The organism is Curtobacterium pusillum (assembly GCF_013359865.1).
Taxonomy (GTDB): Bacteria; Actinomycetota; Actinomycetes; order Actinomycetales; family Microbacteriaceae; genus Curtobacterium; species Curtobacterium pusillum.
On the sequence record NZ_JABMCE010000082.1, the window covers coordinates 1 to 14,499 of the forward strand.

14 protein-coding genes are annotated in these 14,499 nt (G+C 71.7%); 5 read left to right on the top strand and 9 right to left on the bottom strand.

What is annotated here, in order from left to right:
• Window positions 1–48 precede the first annotated feature (48 nt).
• Window positions 49–738 carry a metal-dependent transcriptional regulator gene (locus HP507_RS12020; protein WP_175352028.1) on the bottom strand — a complete coding sequence of 230 codons (690 nt, stop codon included), beginning with the start codon at window positions 736–738 and terminating at the stop codon, window positions 49–51.
• A gap of 37 nt (window positions 739–775) precedes the next feature.
• Between HP507_RS12020 and HP507_RS18205 the strand changes: the two genes are divergently transcribed.
• Window positions 776–1,651 carry a CPBP family intramembrane glutamic endopeptidase gene (locus HP507_RS18205; protein ID WP_175352029.1) on the top strand — a complete coding sequence of 292 codons (876 nt, stop codon included), beginning with the start codon at window positions 776–778 and terminating at the stop codon, window positions 1,649–1,651.
• A 93-nt stretch (window positions 1,652–1,744) separates the two neighbouring features.
• Here HP507_RS18205 and HP507_RS12030 read toward each other — a convergent pair whose 3' ends face one another.
• Both HP507_RS12030 and HP507_RS12035 read right to left on the bottom strand, forming a co-directional pair.
• Window positions 1,745–2,155 (bottom strand): hypothetical protein, encoded by a 411-nt coding sequence (locus HP507_RS12030; RefSeq protein WP_175352030.1) that lies wholly within the window; start codon window positions 2,153–2,155, stop codon window positions 1,745–1,747.
• A gap of 103 nt (window positions 2,156–2,258) precedes the next feature.
• Window positions 2,259–3,056: an HAD-IIA family hydrolase gene (locus HP507_RS12035; protein WP_175352031.1), complete on the bottom strand. Its 798-nt coding sequence runs from the start codon at window positions 3,054–3,056 to the stop codon at window positions 2,259–2,261.
• Between the two features lie 177 nt (window positions 3,057–3,233).
• Here HP507_RS12035 and HP507_RS18435 point away from each other — a divergent pair, with 177 nt between their 5' ends.
• Together HP507_RS18435 and HP507_RS12045 are read left to right on the top strand one after the other, a co-directional pair.
• Window positions 3,234–3,911: a TetR/AcrR family transcriptional regulator C-terminal domain-containing protein gene (locus tag HP507_RS18435; RefSeq protein ID WP_175352032.1), complete on the top strand. Its 678-nt coding sequence runs from the start codon at window positions 3,234–3,236 to the stop codon at window positions 3,909–3,911.
• A 26-nt stretch (window positions 3,912–3,937) separates the two neighbouring features.
• Window positions 3,938–4,573 (top strand): TrmH family RNA methyltransferase, encoded by a 636-nt coding sequence (locus tag HP507_RS12045; RefSeq protein ID WP_175352033.1) that lies wholly within the window; start codon window positions 3,938–3,940, stop codon window positions 4,571–4,573.
• A 60-nt stretch (window positions 4,574–4,633) separates the two neighbouring features.
• On the opposite strand, the gene HP507_RS12050 is transcribed toward HP507_RS12045, so the two are convergent.
• The 5 genes from HP507_RS12050 to HP507_RS12070 all read right to left on the bottom strand — a co-directional run bounded on the left by HP507_RS12050 (window position 4,634) and on the right by HP507_RS12070 (window position 10,002).
• Window positions 4,634–5,632 carry a LacI family DNA-binding transcriptional regulator gene (locus HP507_RS12050; RefSeq protein WP_246328219.1) on the bottom strand — a complete coding sequence of 333 codons (999 nt, stop codon included), beginning with the start codon at window positions 5,630–5,632 and terminating at the stop codon, window positions 4,634–4,636.
• 103 nt (window positions 5,633–5,735) lie between these two features.
• Window positions 5,736–6,539, bottom strand: a complete 804-nt coding sequence (locus HP507_RS12055) for an NAD-dependent epimerase/dehydratase family protein (RefSeq protein WP_175352034.1) — start codon at window positions 6,537–6,539, stop codon at window positions 5,736–5,738.
• Between the two features lie 27 nt (window positions 6,540–6,566).
• Window positions 6,567–8,636: a YhgE/Pip domain-containing protein gene (locus tag HP507_RS12060; RefSeq protein WP_175352035.1), complete on the bottom strand. Its 2,070-nt coding sequence runs from the start codon at window positions 8,634–8,636 to the stop codon at window positions 6,567–6,569.
• On the bottom strand, window positions 8,633–9,340 hold the full coding sequence (locus tag HP507_RS12065; RefSeq protein ID WP_175352036.1) for a hypothetical protein: 708 nt from the start codon (window positions 9,338–9,340) through the stop codon (window positions 8,633–8,635). Before HP507_RS12065 ends, HP507_RS12060 begins: the two co-directional genes overlap by 4 nt.
• A complete protein-coding gene (locus HP507_RS12070; RefSeq protein WP_175352037.1) occupies window positions 9,337–10,002 on the bottom strand; it encodes a TetR/AcrR family transcriptional regulator in 666 nt (221 codons plus the stop codon). Before HP507_RS12070 ends, HP507_RS12065 begins: the two co-directional genes overlap by 4 nt.
• 161 nt (window positions 10,003–10,163) lie before the next feature.
• Between HP507_RS12070 and HP507_RS12075 the strand changes: the two genes are divergently transcribed.
• Window positions 10,164–13,799, top strand: a complete 3,636-nt coding sequence (locus tag HP507_RS12075; RefSeq protein ID WP_175352038.1) for a S8 family peptidase — start codon at window positions 10,164–10,166, stop codon at window positions 13,797–13,799.
• 110 nt (window positions 13,800–13,909) lie between these two features.
• Window positions 13,910–14,080 carry a hypothetical protein gene (locus HP507_RS12080; protein ID WP_175352039.1) on the top strand — a complete coding sequence of 57 codons (171 nt, stop codon included), beginning with the start codon at window positions 13,910–13,912 and terminating at the stop codon, window positions 14,078–14,080.
• Window positions 14,081–14,182: 102 nt separating this feature from the next.
• On the opposite strand, the gene HP507_RS12085 is transcribed toward HP507_RS12080, so the two are convergent.
• Window positions 14,183–14,356 (bottom strand): Rv0909 family putative TA system antitoxin, encoded by a 174-nt coding sequence (locus HP507_RS12085; protein ID WP_175352040.1) that lies wholly within the window; start codon window positions 14,354–14,356, stop codon window positions 14,183–14,185.
• Window positions 14,357–14,499 lie beyond the last annotated feature (143 nt).

The following is a 14,499-nucleotide window of genomic DNA, read 5'->3' on the forward strand; positions in this document are numbered from 1 at the left end:
ACCCCGCCCGCGGCCGCGACCCCACCCGCGGGCCGTGCCCCGCCCGGGTCAGTCGGCGTCGGGGGCGAGCCAGATCGCGGACGCGGCGGCCGCCGGCAGGTCGACGAGGGACTCCTCGCCGTCGGCCGACCGCCGTGACACCGCGATCACGCCCGCGTAGTCCCGCACCCGCTCCACCCGCAGGTGCGTCCCGAGACCGACCCCGAGCTCGTCGAAGTACCGCAGCAGTGAGGGGTCGTCGTCGGACACCCGGTCGACGGTGCCGCAGGCTCCGGGTTCGATCGCCCCGAGCAGGGTGCCGGGGGAGTCCGGCACCGTACCGTCCGCGCGGGGGATCGGGTCGCCGTGCGGGTCGTGCGTCGGGTGTCCGAGGTCCTCGTCGACCCGGTCGAGGAACGTCTCCGACACGGAGTGCTCGAGCGCCTCGGCCTCGGTGTGGACCTCGTCCCACGAGTACCCGAGCCGCTCGACCAGGAACGTCTCGATGAGCCGGTGCCGCCGGACCATCGCCACGGCGACCTGCTGCCCGAGGGGGGTGAGCACGACGCCGTAGTACGGGGTGTGCTCGATGAGGCCGTCGCGGTCGAGCTTCCGGAGGTTGCCCGACACCGTCGACGCGGAGACCTTCAGCGTCGCCGCGATGTCCCTCGTCGCCAGACCGGGCCCGCCGCGCTCGCTCGCCTTCCAGACGAGCTTCACGTAGTCCTCCGCCATGGTCGACAGGGAGGGCAGGCGCATACCGCCAATCGTACGGCTGCCCTGGTACAAACAGGACGTGGAACAACCCCGCCGCCGCCGCTGGCCAGTCCCGCCGTCCCTGCTGGTCGCCCTCGCACCGATGGTGGTGTTCGCAGCGATCAGTGCGTGGCGCTCCCGACCGAGCGACGACTACCCGACGCTCGGGCAGACGGTCGACAGCGTCGTCCGGTCGCTCGTCCTCCCGGAGGGCATCGCCGCCGTGGCGCTCTGCCTCGTCGTGACGGGACTCGGGTGGTGGCGGATCGCGACGATCGACGCGACGAGGACGCGGCTGAGCTGGACGTGGCTCGCCCCTGCGCTGATCGTCGTGATCTGCCTCGTCCGACTGCCGCTCGTCGACTGGTCGGCGCTGCCCGGTCACTACTTCCTCCTCCTGGGCGTCGGCGTGCTGTTCGTCGGGTCCTTCGAGGAGCTGATGGCCCGCGGCGTCCTGCTCGTCGGGCTGCGGCGACGGCTGCCGGAGTTCGGCGTGTGGATCGTCTCGTGCGTGCTGTTCGGGCTGCTGCACCTGCTCAACGCGCTCGCGGGTGCGGGCCTCGGGGCGACGCTGGTCCAGGTGGTGTTCGCCGCCTCGTTCGGTTCGACGCTGTACCTGGGCCGCCGACTGTCCGGGAACCTGCTCCTGCCGGTGCTGCTGCACGCGTTCTGGGACTTCGGCTCGATCGCGCTCTCGGCGACGGCGGACGTCCACGACCCGGCGAAGCTCGTGCTCGTCGGGGGCGTCGGGCTGCTCTCGTTCGGGGTGCTCGCGCTCGGCATCGTCGCCGGCGGGGTGGTCGCGTGGCGGGACGGCCGGCCGCGCCGCCTGCGGCGCCGGTGGCGGACGGTACCGCCCATGGGGGCGTACGCGGTGCGGGAGGACGAGCCGCGCCTCCCGGCCGTCACGTGGTGACCACCGTCGGTCCCGTTCGCTCCCGCGGGACGGGGGTCACCCCGAGCCGCACATCGGCACGGCTGGGGTGACTTCCCGACAGCGCGTCGCTGCTCAGCCCGTGGCGCCGCCGATGATGGCCGGACGCTCGGTCGGGTCGTGTTCCTCGACGAACGTGACCGCCTGGGCGCGGAGCTGATCGACCCCCTCGGTGTCGAACCGCAGCGACCCCGTCCAGATCGCGCCGGCCTCGACGAACCGGTACGCCTGCTGCGTGTCCACGATCACGTGGTCGTCCGGGGTGCCGGCGAACGCCGTGGCGTCGATGCTGACCCAGCGGGGAGCATCGCACTCGATCTCCCACTGGACGGTCCCGCTCGTGTGGTCGGCGACCATCGTGGTCGTGTTGCAGCCGGGCGCCTGGGGGTCGCGCGGCTCGGCTGCGGAGGCCGAGGCGGGGAGGGCGCCCGAGGCGATGCCGAAGATCGCGGTGCCGACGGCGGCGAGGGTGAGGATCCGCTTCATCGTGGAACTCCAATCTGATGTATCAGGAGTTCTGAGTCTGGACCGCTCGCAGGCCGAGCGCAACCCCGGGCGGCAACACTGCCGCCACGGATCGAGCGCGTCGCTACAGCTCGACCTCGAACGGTTCGGTGCGGACGAGTTCGTGCACGCCCGAGATGACCTCGCTCGGGCGGAACGGGTACCTGTCGATCTCGGCCTGGTCGCTGATGCCGGTCATCACGAGCACGGTGTGGAGCCCCGCCTCGATGCCGGCCTGCACGTCGGTGTCCATCCGGTCGCCGATCATGCCGGTGTTCTCGGAGTGCGCCCCGATCCGGTTCATCGCCGACCGGAACATCATCGGGTTGGGCTTGCCGACGACGTACGGCTGCTTGCCGGTGGCCTTCTCGATCATCGCCGCGATCGCCCCCGTGGCGGGGAGGACGCCCTCGGCGCTCGGGCCGGTGGCGTCGGGGTTCGTGACGATGAAGCGGGCGCCGTCGCGGATGAGGCGGACGGCCTTGGTGATCGCCTCGAACGAGTAGTTCCTGGTCTCGCCGACGACGACGTAGTCGGGCGCCGTCTCGGTCATGATGAAGCCGGCCTCGTGCAGGGCGGTGGTCATGCCGGCCTCGCCGATGACGAACGCCGAGCCGCCGGGCATCTGCGACTTGCAGAAGTCCGCGGTCGCGAGCGCCGACGTCCAGATCCGCTCCTCGGGCACCTCGAGCCCCGACCAGCGGAGGCGGGCGCTCAGGTCGCGGGGCGTGAAGATCGAGTTGTTCGTGAGGACGAGGAACTCGGTGCCCTCGTCGAGCCACTGCTGGATGAGCTCGGGGGCTCCGGGGAGGGCCTGGTTCTCATGGACGAGCACGCCGTCCATGTCGGTCAGCCAGCACTCGACCTCGTCGCGGGTTGCCATGGTCCTCACCCTACTGGGCGCGTGTGACGGCCCGGCTCGGGGTCGCCTCGGAAAGGGCCGGGAGGAACGGATCGGCTCTTGTGCCCAGCGTGCGGAGCCGAGATGGTCGAGACACCGAATGCCGGTCGGCTTTGCCCTAGGCTTTTCAGGACACGTACCGAATCAAGGAGAAGCACCGTGCTCGTCGAACCCGGAACGCCGACCGCCGCACCCCGAGCCGCCCCGGCGTCGGACCGCGTGGACCCGGCACCGCGACGACGCCGCGGCCGCCCGAACGTGCTCACCCGCGAGCAGGTCATCGACGCCGCCACGGTCATCGCGAACGAGGACGGCCTCGACCGGCTCTCGTTCCGGGCCCTCGGCGTCCGGCTGGGGGTCGCGCCGATGACCGTGCACCGGACGATCGGCGGCCTGGACGACCTGCACGCGGAACTCGTGCGGCGCACCGTCGACGAGTTCACCGCCACGTTCGTCTGGCCGTCGGAGTGGCGCGACGTCGTGCGGGTGTTCGCCACGACGTTCCGGGACCTCATGCGGACGCACCCGCTCGTGCTCGAGTCGCACAGTCGCCGCGGCGCCCTCGTGTCCACCGAGTCCGACGCCGTCGTGGCGAAGGTCGTCGGCGCGCTCCGCTCCGCCGGGCTGCCCGATGCCGAGGCGATGTACGCGTTCTTCGTCGTGTACGACTTCGTGGTCGGACACACGAGCGTGCAGGTCGGCCGCGGCTCGTCCGAGGCGGGGCGGCCGGAACGGCACGCGCTCGTGGGCGAGCTCCTCGGGTCGCACTCGTACGACGACCGCTTCGCCCTCGGGATCGACATCCTCGTCGCCGGGATCGAGGCCCGCGTCCGCTGACCCCGGGCGCGCCCTACGCTTGGGACGTGACCGCAGCGCCCGAACCGTCCCACGAGCGGACGACGAACGGGGTCGGTCCGCACCCCGAGCCGTGGCCGGACGACCCCCGGCTCGACCCGGAGCTCCTCGTTGCGGGCGACACCCGCAACGTGGTCGACCGTTTCCGGTACTGGTCGATGGAGGCGATCGTCGCCGACCTCGACACCCGACGGCACGCGTTCGACGTGGCGATCGAGAACTGGCAGCACGACCTCAACATCGGGTCGATCGTGCGCAGCGCCAACGCGTTCCTCGCCGGCACCGTCCACATCATCGGGCGCCGCCGGTGGAACAAGCGCGGGGCGATGGTGACCGATCGGTACCAGCACGTGCGGTACCACACCGACGTCGCGGCCTTCCTCGCCTCGATGCACGACGAGGGTCGCCCGGTGATCGCGATCGACAACACCCCCGGGGCTTCGCACATCGAGACGGCCGCGATCCCCGAGCGGTGCGTGTTCCTGTTCGGGCAGGAGGGTCCGGGGCTCACCGACGAGGCCGTCGCCGGCGCGGACGGGCACCTCGAGATCGCCCAGTTCGGATCGACGCGGAGCATCAACGCCTCGGCGGCGGCGGCGATCGTCATGCACAGCTGGGTCGTGCAGCACGCCGACCTCGGCTGAGGGCCACCGTCGGGTACCGCCTGCGTGAGGCCACCCCGGCGGTGAGCCGTCAGGGCGCTGTCAGCGTGCCGCCGTCGTCCTCCGGGCGACCAGCCGCGGTTCCACGAGGACCTCGGTGGCGGCGAGCCCCGGGTCGGCGATCCGGGCGAGCAGTCGTTCGCCGGCCCCGCGCCCGATCTCGACACTCCGGTCGTCGATGCTCGTGAGCCCGACGTACCGTGTCGCCGCGAGCGGGGTGTCGTCGTAGCCCATGACCGAGACGTCCTCGGGGACGCGCAGCCCGCGCGCAGCGAGCTCGGACAGTGCGCCGAGCGCCATCACGTCGTTCGCCGCGAACACCGCGGTGACGTCGGGGTGGTCGTCGAGCAGCTGCGCCACCGCCCGGGAGCCGGCGTCCTCGGTCGCCTCGCCGGGCAGGATCGTCACCGCCACGTCCGCCGCAGCGCCGACCGCCGCTTCGAACCCCGAGCGCCGCTCGGCCGACGCCGCGGAGGACGCCCCGATGAACCCGAGCCGCACGTGCCCGAGCCCGAGCAGGTGCTCCGCGGCCATCCCGCCTCCGGCACGGTCGTCGTTCGCGACGGTGTCGGCGCGGGGGATCGACAACCGTCCGCCGGCGATGACGAGCGGCGTGGACGCCGGGATCGCCAGGTCGGTGTCGGGCTCGCCGGCGATGACGAGACCCTCGACGCGCATCGAGAGGAAACCCTCCACCGGGGAGGCGTCGAGCCCCGTGTTCAGGAACCGGTCGGCGACGACGAGACGGTGGCCCTGGTCCTGCAGCGCTTCGCGCAGGCCCGTCAGCAGGTCGACGAACCACTGGTTCCTGAAGTCGTCGAGCACGACGCCGATCGTCCGGGAGCGGGTGCCGGCCAGCGAGACCGCCGCCGTCGAGGGGCGGTAGTCGAGCTCCTGGATCGCCTTGAGCACCGCTTCGCGCCGCTGCTGGCTCACCCGGGGGGAGCGCTGCAGCACGAGCGAGACGAGGGACTTCGAGACCCCGGCGCGCGCGGCGACGTCGTAGATGGTCGCGGGTTTGCCGGCTCCCATGATCTGCATCGACCTCCGTGGCTCTCCCGTCGATGGTAGCGGGGGCCGTGACAGGCGTGCGGTTCGGCCTGGAGGCTCGGCGCGGCTCCGTCCCGCCGCTCGCCTCCCATGGTCAGTCGCGTGCGCGGCCGAGCGGCTGCCTCGCCAGGCCCCCGCCGAGGAACTCCGCGTCCTCCGGCGGCAACTCGTCGCGCTCCTCCGCGTCGAGCACCGCCGACGCGTCGTCCACCGGCCGGAACCCGATCCGTTCGCCGGCCGTGAAGTCCGCCGGAGCGCCCGTGTTCCGCGAGACCGCCCACACCACGTGGTGTCCCGGTTCGGTCAGCTCGACCGTCGCCTGCACGAGCCGGGCCAGGTCGTCCGGCGAGGTCCACATGAGCAGCGCCCGCGCCGAGTTCGGCCGGTCGCCGAACGCTCCGATCCGGGCGGACACGATCGACATCTCGAACCGGTCGGCGAACAGGCTGCCGAGGAGCTCCATCGCGGCCTTCGTCACGCCGTAGTACGAGTCGGGGCGGGGAATCCGGTCGCCGGGGACGCTGCCCGGGGCGTCGGGTCGCTCGGGTACCCGGCCGACGGCGTGGATGGAGCTCGCCTGCACGACGCGGAGGACGCCGTTCGCGGCGGCCGCCTCGAGCACGTTCTTCGTCCCGGTGACGTTCGCGTCGAGCAGCGCGTCCCACTCGTCCTCCGTGGGGATCCCGGCCAGGTGCACGATCGTGTCGACGCCCGGCAGTGCCGTCTCGAGCGCCGAGCGGTCGTTCACCGACCCGGGGACGAAGCGTTCGCGATCCCCGACCGGTGGCTCGGGTGGGCGTTCGTCGAGCAGGACGAGGTCGTGTCCGGCGGCCAGGAGTCTCGGACGTAGTGCGGTCCCGATCCGTCCCGTGGCCCCGGTGATGAGCAGCGTCGCCATGGCCCGGACGCTACCCGCGGTCCGCGTCTACCCGATCAGGCTCGGCCGCAGGTCGCGCAGGGTCCGCGAGCGGGTCTGCCGTGCCGTGACCACGAACGCCACGAGCAGCGAACCGAGCAGCCAGCACGCGAGCACCCCCGCGTCCGACCACGCCGTCCCGAGGTTCCCGCCGTACATGGTCTGCCGGATCGCGTCGACCGAGTACGTCATCGGCAGCGCGAAGTGCAGCGCCGCCAACGGCCCGGGAAGCGTCTGCCACGGGAACGTCCCACCGGCGGTGACGAGCTGCACGAGCATGAGCACCAGGCCGAGGAACTGCCCCACGGAGCCGAGCAGCACGTTGAGCGCCATGATGATCGCCGCGAACGTGGCGGATGCCAGCACCATGATCCCGATCGTGGCTCCGGCGTGCACGACGTTCAGGTCGAGGGCGAACCGGACGATGAAGAACAGCGCGACCATCTGCACGACCCCGAGCAGCACGGGCGTGAGCCACCCGCCGAGCACCACCTGCAGCGGCTTCCGCACCGCGGTGATCGCCCGCTTCGAGATCGGCTTCAGGATGAGGAACAGCGCGTACATGCCGATCCAGGCCGCGAGCGAGATGAAGAACGGCGCGAGGCCGGCGCCGTAGTTCGACGCGGAGGCGACGTCGTCCGTGCCGACCTTCACGGGGTCGGAGATGACCGATGCCTGGTCGTTGCGCTCGGAGGCGGTGGACGCGGGGATCTTGGTGCGTCCCTCGTCGAGCTTGTCGGCGAGCTCGGACGAGCCGCTCTGCAGCTTGGTCAGACCCGATGCGAGTGACTTCGCACCGTCGTCGGCCGATGCCGCACCGGTGGCGAGCTGCGACGCCCCCGACGACAGCGAGGGTGCCGCCGCGGCGAGCTGCGACGTCCCGGCAGCGACCTGCGACGACCCCGACGCCAGCTGCGACGCGCCGTCCGCCGCCGTGGCGATCCCCGAGGCGAGCTGGGGCGACTTCGCGGCCAGCTGCTGGGTCCCTGCGGCGACCTGCGCCGATCCGTCACGGAGCTGGTCGACGGAGGACTTGGTCGCGTCGTACGTGGTCTTCGCGTTCGCACCCGCGGTGTTCACGTCGGTGACGGCCTTCGCGATGGCCGCGGTCTGCTCCTCGCTGAGCGTGACGCCTTCCGGCAGGTTCGCCTCGATCTGTGCGATGACCGTCTCCGCGTCGACGGGCTGCAGGCCGTCGACGTCGCTGCTGAACGAGTCGACCGTGTCGGCCAGCTTCTTGTTGCCCGCGGCGACCTTCTGCGCGCCCTCGTTGAGCTGCGCGGTCTGCGCGGGCAGTGACGCCGTCTGCTGCTTCGCTGACTGCAGGCCGGACGACAGCGATGCCGCTCCCGAGGCGAGCTTCTGCGCTCCGTCGTTCAGCTTCGTCATCTGCGCCGGCAGGTCCTTCGTCCCGGCCGCGAGCTGAGCCGCACCGGACGACAGCTTGCCCGTGCCGTCCGCGAGCGTCGTTGCGCCGTTCGCGGCGTCGGCAGCGCCCGAGGCGAGCTGCCCCGCCCCGTCGACCGCGTCGCCGAGGCTGTCCCGCACGTCGGCGAGTCCGACGAGCAGCGTCTTCGCGGCCTGCTTCCCGACGCGCTCCGCCACGGCGGTGCGCATGGTCTTGCCGGCCTGTTCGGCGATCGTGGACGCCAGGTACGAGTTCGTGTCCGCCGTCGTCATGACGAGCTTCGCCCGTTTGGGGTCGTCGGACTGCGCGGACACCAGGGACTCCGAGAAGTCGTGCGGGATGGTCACGACGAAGTCGTACGTGCCGTTGCGCACGCCGGAGCGCGCATCCGCCGCGGAGGTCTTCGTCCACTTGAAGTCGGCGCCGTCGATGGCCTCCTTCGTGACGTCCTTGCCGTAGTCGACGTGGTCGCCGTCGAGGGTGGCGCCGGCGTCCTGGTCCACGATGGCCGCGGGGACCTGGTCGAGCTTCGCGTAGGGGTCGCGGTTGGCCCAGAGGTAGGCACCGCCGTAGAGCAGCGGCACGACCATGAGCGCGATGAACGCGAGTCGAGCGAGCGGGGTCGCGGTGAGTCGCGCCAGTTCGGCGCGGACGAGCGAGGTGGTGGTCACGCGGTCGCCTCCGTGGGCAGGGTGTCGGTGTCGGTGGGGACGTCTCCGTCGGGTCGGTCCACGTCCTCGGGGTCCTCGGTCTGGACGGTGTCGAGCGGCTCGATGGTGTCGAGCAGGCGCTCGATGGTCGTGGCGGCGGCCTTGGAGGTCACCAGCACGACGGTCACGCCGCGACGGGCGACGTCGCGGACGACCGCGAACCACCCCTCCACGGCGCCCCCGTGTCGCTCGGGCGAGGTGATCACGAGTCCCGTCACGCCGTCGCGCAGCAGGGCGAGCTCGACGAGCAGCCGGATCCGGACGTCCGTGGGTACCCGTTGCACGTGGGTGTCGGCGTAGTCCCGTAGTCCGAGCTCGTCGAGCACGGTGTCGACGTGCTCGCGGGAGGGGCGCTGCCCCGCGAACGCGAGTTCCTCGCGCACGATCCGCTTGACGCTCATCACCGGGAAGGGCTCCGCGACGCCGGGGGTGTCGACGAGGGCGAACGCCTTCCGTACGGCTGCGGCGTCCTCGTGCCCGTCGAGCAGGAGCCGACCGCTGTCGGGCTGCATGCGGCCGCCGGCGACGAGGGACGCGAGCACGGGCGCCTGCTCGGTCTCGACGGCGACGATCCCGGGACGTCCGGGCGCGGCGACGGCGGAGACGACGGGCAGCGCGGCACCGGGCTCGTCGCCGATGCCGACGTGGTCGAGTTCGAGGGTCATGCTCGGTCCTTACTGGGGGAGGCCTTCGTGGGGGATGTCGGGGCGACGGGCTCGGAGAGCATCGCGGTGCGCCAGTCGATGCCTGCCATGCCGAGGGCCGAGAGCACCACCATGCGCCGGCCGTCCTCGTCGGACGTTCCGGACCGGGTGGCTTCGTCGAGCACGGCGATGCAGGCGCCCTCGACGAGTCGGCCGAGCGTGGCGGGGTCGACGTCGTCGCGCATGGCGCCCTCGGCGATCCCGAGCGCGCAGGCTTCCCGGACCTGGGCGCGCAGGGGGGCGAAGACCTCGGCGACCGACTCGCTGAACGGGCTGCGGATCGCGACCCGGGCCATCGACCGGACGTGCGAGACCTCCGCCCAGAGCGTCACCGCGATGGCGGCGAGCCGGGCCGCCGGCGGCAGGGCCCCGAGGTCGGACGTGGTCGGCATCGCGGCCGCGACGCGAGCGGCTCCGGCGGTCACGACCTCTCGAACGAGGTCGTCCCGGGACGGGAAGTGTCCGTAGACCGCACGTCGCGACAGCCCGGCGGCGGTCGCGATGGTCTCGAGCGACGCGTCCGGGTCGCGCTGGAGGACGGTCCTCGCGGCCTCGATCAGCGCTGCGCGGTTCTCCGTCGCGTCACGGCGGGGTGCGCGTCCGGAGTGGTCGGTGGTGGTCACGGGCCCATCGTAATAACCTGCACAGCAGTGTGCAAGTTATGGATGCTGTACCCCCGAACAGGGGCCAGTCCCCCAAAGAGCGGACTGTGCGACCTGAGAGCGAACGCATAACTTCACAGCAATTCCATGCGAACCACGGACGGAGCCCAGAGGTGCGCCTTTTGAACCGTGCAACACCGAACAACGACCCGAACCCGGACCCGCACCGCATCGCGCGCGTCCTCACCGCCGGCCTCGCCGCCGCGGCCCTGGCGTGCGGCGGCCTGGCCGTCGGAGGAGCGGCCTCGGCAGCTCCGTCCGGTCGGTCCGCCGCCGACCTCAAGCTCTCGCAGCCGCTGCGTGACGCGAAGCCCTCGAAGACGATCGCCGCCTTCGTACGGACCACCGGTCAGGGCGCGCTCGAGGTCGACGCGCAGGCGAAGGGCGGCGACCTCGCGGGGCCGAAGACGCAGTCCTCGGCCGCCAAGCAGCGCGTCAAGGCCATCGGCTCGACGGTCGACGCCGTGCGCACCGCCGTCAAGCAGTCCGACGCCGACGCCACGGAGCTCTACTCGACCGAGTACACCGTCCCGGGGGTCGCCGTCGTGGCCGACGTCGCGGCGCTCCGGAAGGTCGCGGCCCGTGCGGACGTCGAGAGCATCATCCCGCTGACGCCGAAGAAGATCGTCGACCCGACGGTGAACGCCGACTCCGCCGCCGCACCGTCCGGCGTCGACCCGAGCCTGACGACGCCCGGCGCGGACGGCGTCACGCCGAAGAACGCGGCGAGCGACGTCTACACCCGTTCGCTCGACGCCTGGCAGCAGACCGGCCACACCGGCAAGGGTGTCAACGTCGCCGTGCTCGACACCGGCCTCGACTACACCCAGGCCGACTTCGGCGGCCCGGGCACCACGGCCGCCTACCAGGCCGCGCTCGCGAACACGGGAGCCCCGACCGCCGGTTCCTACGACGGCGAGAAGTTCCTCGGTGGCTACGACTTCGCCGGGCCCACGTACAACGCGGACTCGACGAGCCCGGCCTACGACCCGACCCCGAAGCCGGACGAGAACCCGATCGACGGCACGGGCGGCGACCACGGCACGCACGTGTCGGGCACGATCGCCGGCTACGGCCTCGACGCCGACAAGACGACCTTCGACGGCGACTACACGAAGCTGACGACGCAGCAGGTGCAGGACATGTGGATCGGTCCCGGCACCGCGCCCGAGGCCGGCCTCTACGCGCTCAAGGTCTTCGGTGACGGCGGCGGCTCGACCGACCTGACCGGTGCCGCCCTCGACTGGGTGGGCCAGGCGCTGACCGAGGGCAAGGACATCAACGTCCTCAACCTGTCGCTCGGTTCGGACTACGGCGCGCCGGACGACCCCGACAACGCCAAGATCGACGCGCTCACCGCACGCGGCGTCCTGCCGGTGATCGCCTCGGGCAACGCCGACGACTTCACGGACATCGGCGGTTCGCCGGGCAACGCCGAGGGTGCCCTCACGGTCGCCGCGAGCGCCACCGGCCAGTCGCTGTACGACGGTGTCGAGGCGACCGCCCCGGCGGACGTCACGAAGACGTACCGCGCGCAGTACTCGCAGAACTACACGGGCACGCTGCCGGTCGAGGGTGACGTCGTCGTCCCGAGCACGGACGTCGACGGCTGCGCCGCGTTCAGTGCCGACGAGGCAGCGAAGATCGCGGGCAAGGTCGTCTGGCTGCAGTGGACCGATGCCGCACTCGAGTGCGGGTCCGCTGTCCGGTTCGACAACGTCCAGGCCGCCGGCGGCGTCGGTGTCCTGCTGGCGGGGACGATCAACACGTTCGACTCCGGCATCGCGGGGAACCAGGCCATCCCGGGAGCCGAGCTGACCAAGGACAGCGTGTCGAGCCTCCAGGCAGCCGCCCAGGCCGGGACCCTGCACGTGCGGTTCGCCGACGAGCTCAAGGGCTTCGAACTCGCCACCGACCCGGAGACCGTGAACACGCTCGCCTCGTTCACCAGCCGCGGCGTGCACGGATCGTTCGACGACATCGTCAAGCCGGACATCGCGGGCCCCGGGGTCAACGTGATCTCCGCGGCCAACGGCACCGGCGACGGCCGACTCTCCATGAGCGGTACGTCGATGGCGACGCCGGACGTGGCGGGCATCGCCGCGCTGACCTTCCAGTCGCACCCGACGTGGACGGCACCACAGGTGAAGGCCGCGCTGATGAACACGGCGACGCACGACGTCAAGGACGGCGACGGGAACGCGACCCTGCTCCGCCAGGGCACCGGCCGCGTCGACGCCCTCCAGGCGGTCACCGCCGGCACCACCGTGCGCAGCATCGAGAACGACCAGCTCGTCACGGCCTCGTACGGGGTCGTCGAGGTCGCCTCGAGGACCAGCCAGCGGCGCACCCTGCAGATCGAGAACACCGACGGCCGTGCGCACACCTACGACGTGGCGTACCAGGCGCAGGTCTCGCAGCCGGGCGTGGCCTTCGCCCTCAGCACGAAGCGCGTGACCGTCCGTGCGCACGGCACGGCGACCGTCACGCTGACGTTCTCGATCGCGGACCCGACGAAGCTCCGCCGCGTGATCGACCCCACCCAGGAGTCGGTGCAGCAGGGCTACCAGCGGGAGTTCGTCGCAGCGGCCTCCGGACTCGTGACGTTCACGCCGACCGACAAGACGCTCAACCCGCTCCGGCTCGGCGCCTACGTCGCGCCGAAGCCGGTCAGCGCCGTGCACGGCTCGAACGTCACCTTCACCGGGTCGCAGCGCACGGCGGACCTCGCGCTGACGGGACGCACCGTCGACCAGGGCGACGTGACGACGGGCTACCACGCCTCCGTCGCACCGTTCGTGCTCGGTGGGACGGACGGCCGGGAGTCGTTCCCGGCCGGTTCGGCGAAGCAGTCCCTGCAGGCGGCGGACATCCGTGCCTACGGCGCGAACTACGACGCGGCGTCCGGCGCCCTCGCGTTCGGCGTGCAGACCGACGGGCCGGACGCCGACCCCGGCGCGGTGACCAACGTCGAGGTGCTCATCGACACCGACCGGGACGGCACGCCGGACTACCTCGTGTACGACGCCAAGTCCGCTGCGGTCGACGCGACGTTCGCCACGACGGTGGACCTCGCGACGGGTGAGACCGTGGACGCGCAGCCGCTCAACGGCGGGGCCCCCGGGCAGGACGTGAACACGTTCGACAGCACGGTCAAGGTCCTCACCGTGGACGCGGCGACGATCGGCGCCACCAAGGCGTTCACCTACTCGGTCCTGACCGAGTCGGCGTACGCCCCGGCACTGGCCACGAGCGGCTCGTACGTCGTCGACGAGACGGCGGACGCCACGTACGACCCGTCCGCGCCGGCGCTCACCTTCGCGCAGGGGAAGTCGACCGGCGTCCTGTTCGCCGACCGCGGCTCGCTCCAGGTCACCCGCGGCACCGGTGTCGCGAGCGCCCGGGTCCTGCTGCTGCACCTCGGCAACGCCGTCGGTGACCAGGCCCAGGCGGTCACCGCGACGACCGTCGCCCCGACGCTGTCGCTCGTCAAGGGCAGTTCGGTGAGCGTCACCGGCACCACCAAGGTCGGCAAGCGGCTCACCGCTCACCACGGCACGTGGAACGCGAACGGTGTGACGTACACCTACCAGTGGTACCGCGACGGCTCGGCCGTGAGGGGTGCCACGAAGTCGACCTACACGCTGGGCTCGTCCGACGCCGGACAGCGCCTGCAGGTGAAGGTCGTCGCGAAGGCGAAGGGGTTCCAGGACGGTTCGGCGACCTCGAAGCCGACCGCGAAGGTCTCCCGCCGCTAGCCGCACCGTCGATCCACTCCGGGCCCCGCCACCACCGCGTGACGGGGCCCGGAGTGCGTCAAGAGGACATGTAGTTAGACAAACTAGTTATCCGGTGGGAGGCTGGCCGCATGCAGACGCAGAGCACCCTGAAGCAGCTCCGGGCCGACCCGTTCGAGTGGCGTCGCCGTGGGCTCACCCCGCCGGAGGTCATCCAGTCGATGATCGAGCAGCGCCTCGCCGAACCGGGCCACTCACAGCCCGTCGGCGACCCGTCCTACCAGGACTTCTTCCGGAGCTGACCCGGACCCGCCGTCGCGATTCGGGACGCGACGGCGTACACACTGGAGGCGCGGTGCCAGCTGGCACCGCGCCTCCAGTCCGTCGTGACGAGTGGTCTCGACCTACTTGCCGATCTTGTCGTCGGCGGCCTTCTCCGCCTTGTCGATCTGGTCGCCGTGACCGCCGCCCGTCGCCTTGTCGGCGGCGCCGGCCGCCTTGCCGAGACCGGCGTCCGTGGCCTTCTCGCCCTTGTCGCTGTCCGCGAAGTCCTTCGCCTTGTCGCCGAGGTCGCTCATGTGCTGCTCCTTCTCTGCTGTGGATCCGACGTGTCCGACGCTGCGCCGCGCTCGGTGCGTGCCCTCCCAGGTCCACGCGGTCCGCTGCGTCCGCCGTCTCCACGGTCGGGTAGCGGTGGAGTGGCCGTCCGATAGACTCGGGT

What these genes read in the sequence shown, in the direction of transcription:
- HP507_RS12030 (WP_175352030.1), bottom strand. Translation starts at nt 2,155, where the DNA reads ATGAAGCGGATCCTCACCCTCGCCGCCGTCGGCACCGCGATCTTCGGC.
- HP507_RS12050 (WP_246328219.1), bottom strand. Translation starts at nt 5,632, where the DNA reads ATGCAGATCATGGGAGCCGGCAAACCCGCGACCATCTACGACGTCGCC.
- HP507_RS12080 (WP_175352039.1), top strand. Translation starts at nt 13,910, where the DNA reads ATGCAGACGCAGAGCACCCTGAAGCAGCTCCGGGCCGACCCGTTCGAG.
- HP507_RS12035 (WP_175352031.1), bottom strand. Translation starts at nt 3,056, where the DNA reads ATGGCAACCCGCGACGAGGTCGAGTGCTGGCTGACCGACATGGACGGC.
- HP507_RS12085 (WP_175352040.1), bottom strand. Translation starts at nt 14,356, where the DNA reads ATGAGCGACCTCGGCGACAAGGCGAAGGACTTCGCGGACAGCGACAAG.
- HP507_RS12055 (WP_175352034.1), bottom strand. Translation starts at nt 6,539, where the DNA reads ATGGCGACGCTGCTCATCACCGGGGCCACGGGACGGATCGGGACCGCA.
- HP507_RS12020 (WP_175352028.1), bottom strand. Translation starts at nt 738, where the DNA reads ATGCGCCTGCCCTCCCTGTCGACCATGGCGGAGGACTACGTGAAGCTC.
- HP507_RS12065 (WP_175352036.1), bottom strand. Translation starts at nt 9,340, where the DNA reads ATGACCCTCGAACTCGACCACGTCGGCATCGGCGACGAGCCCGGTGCC.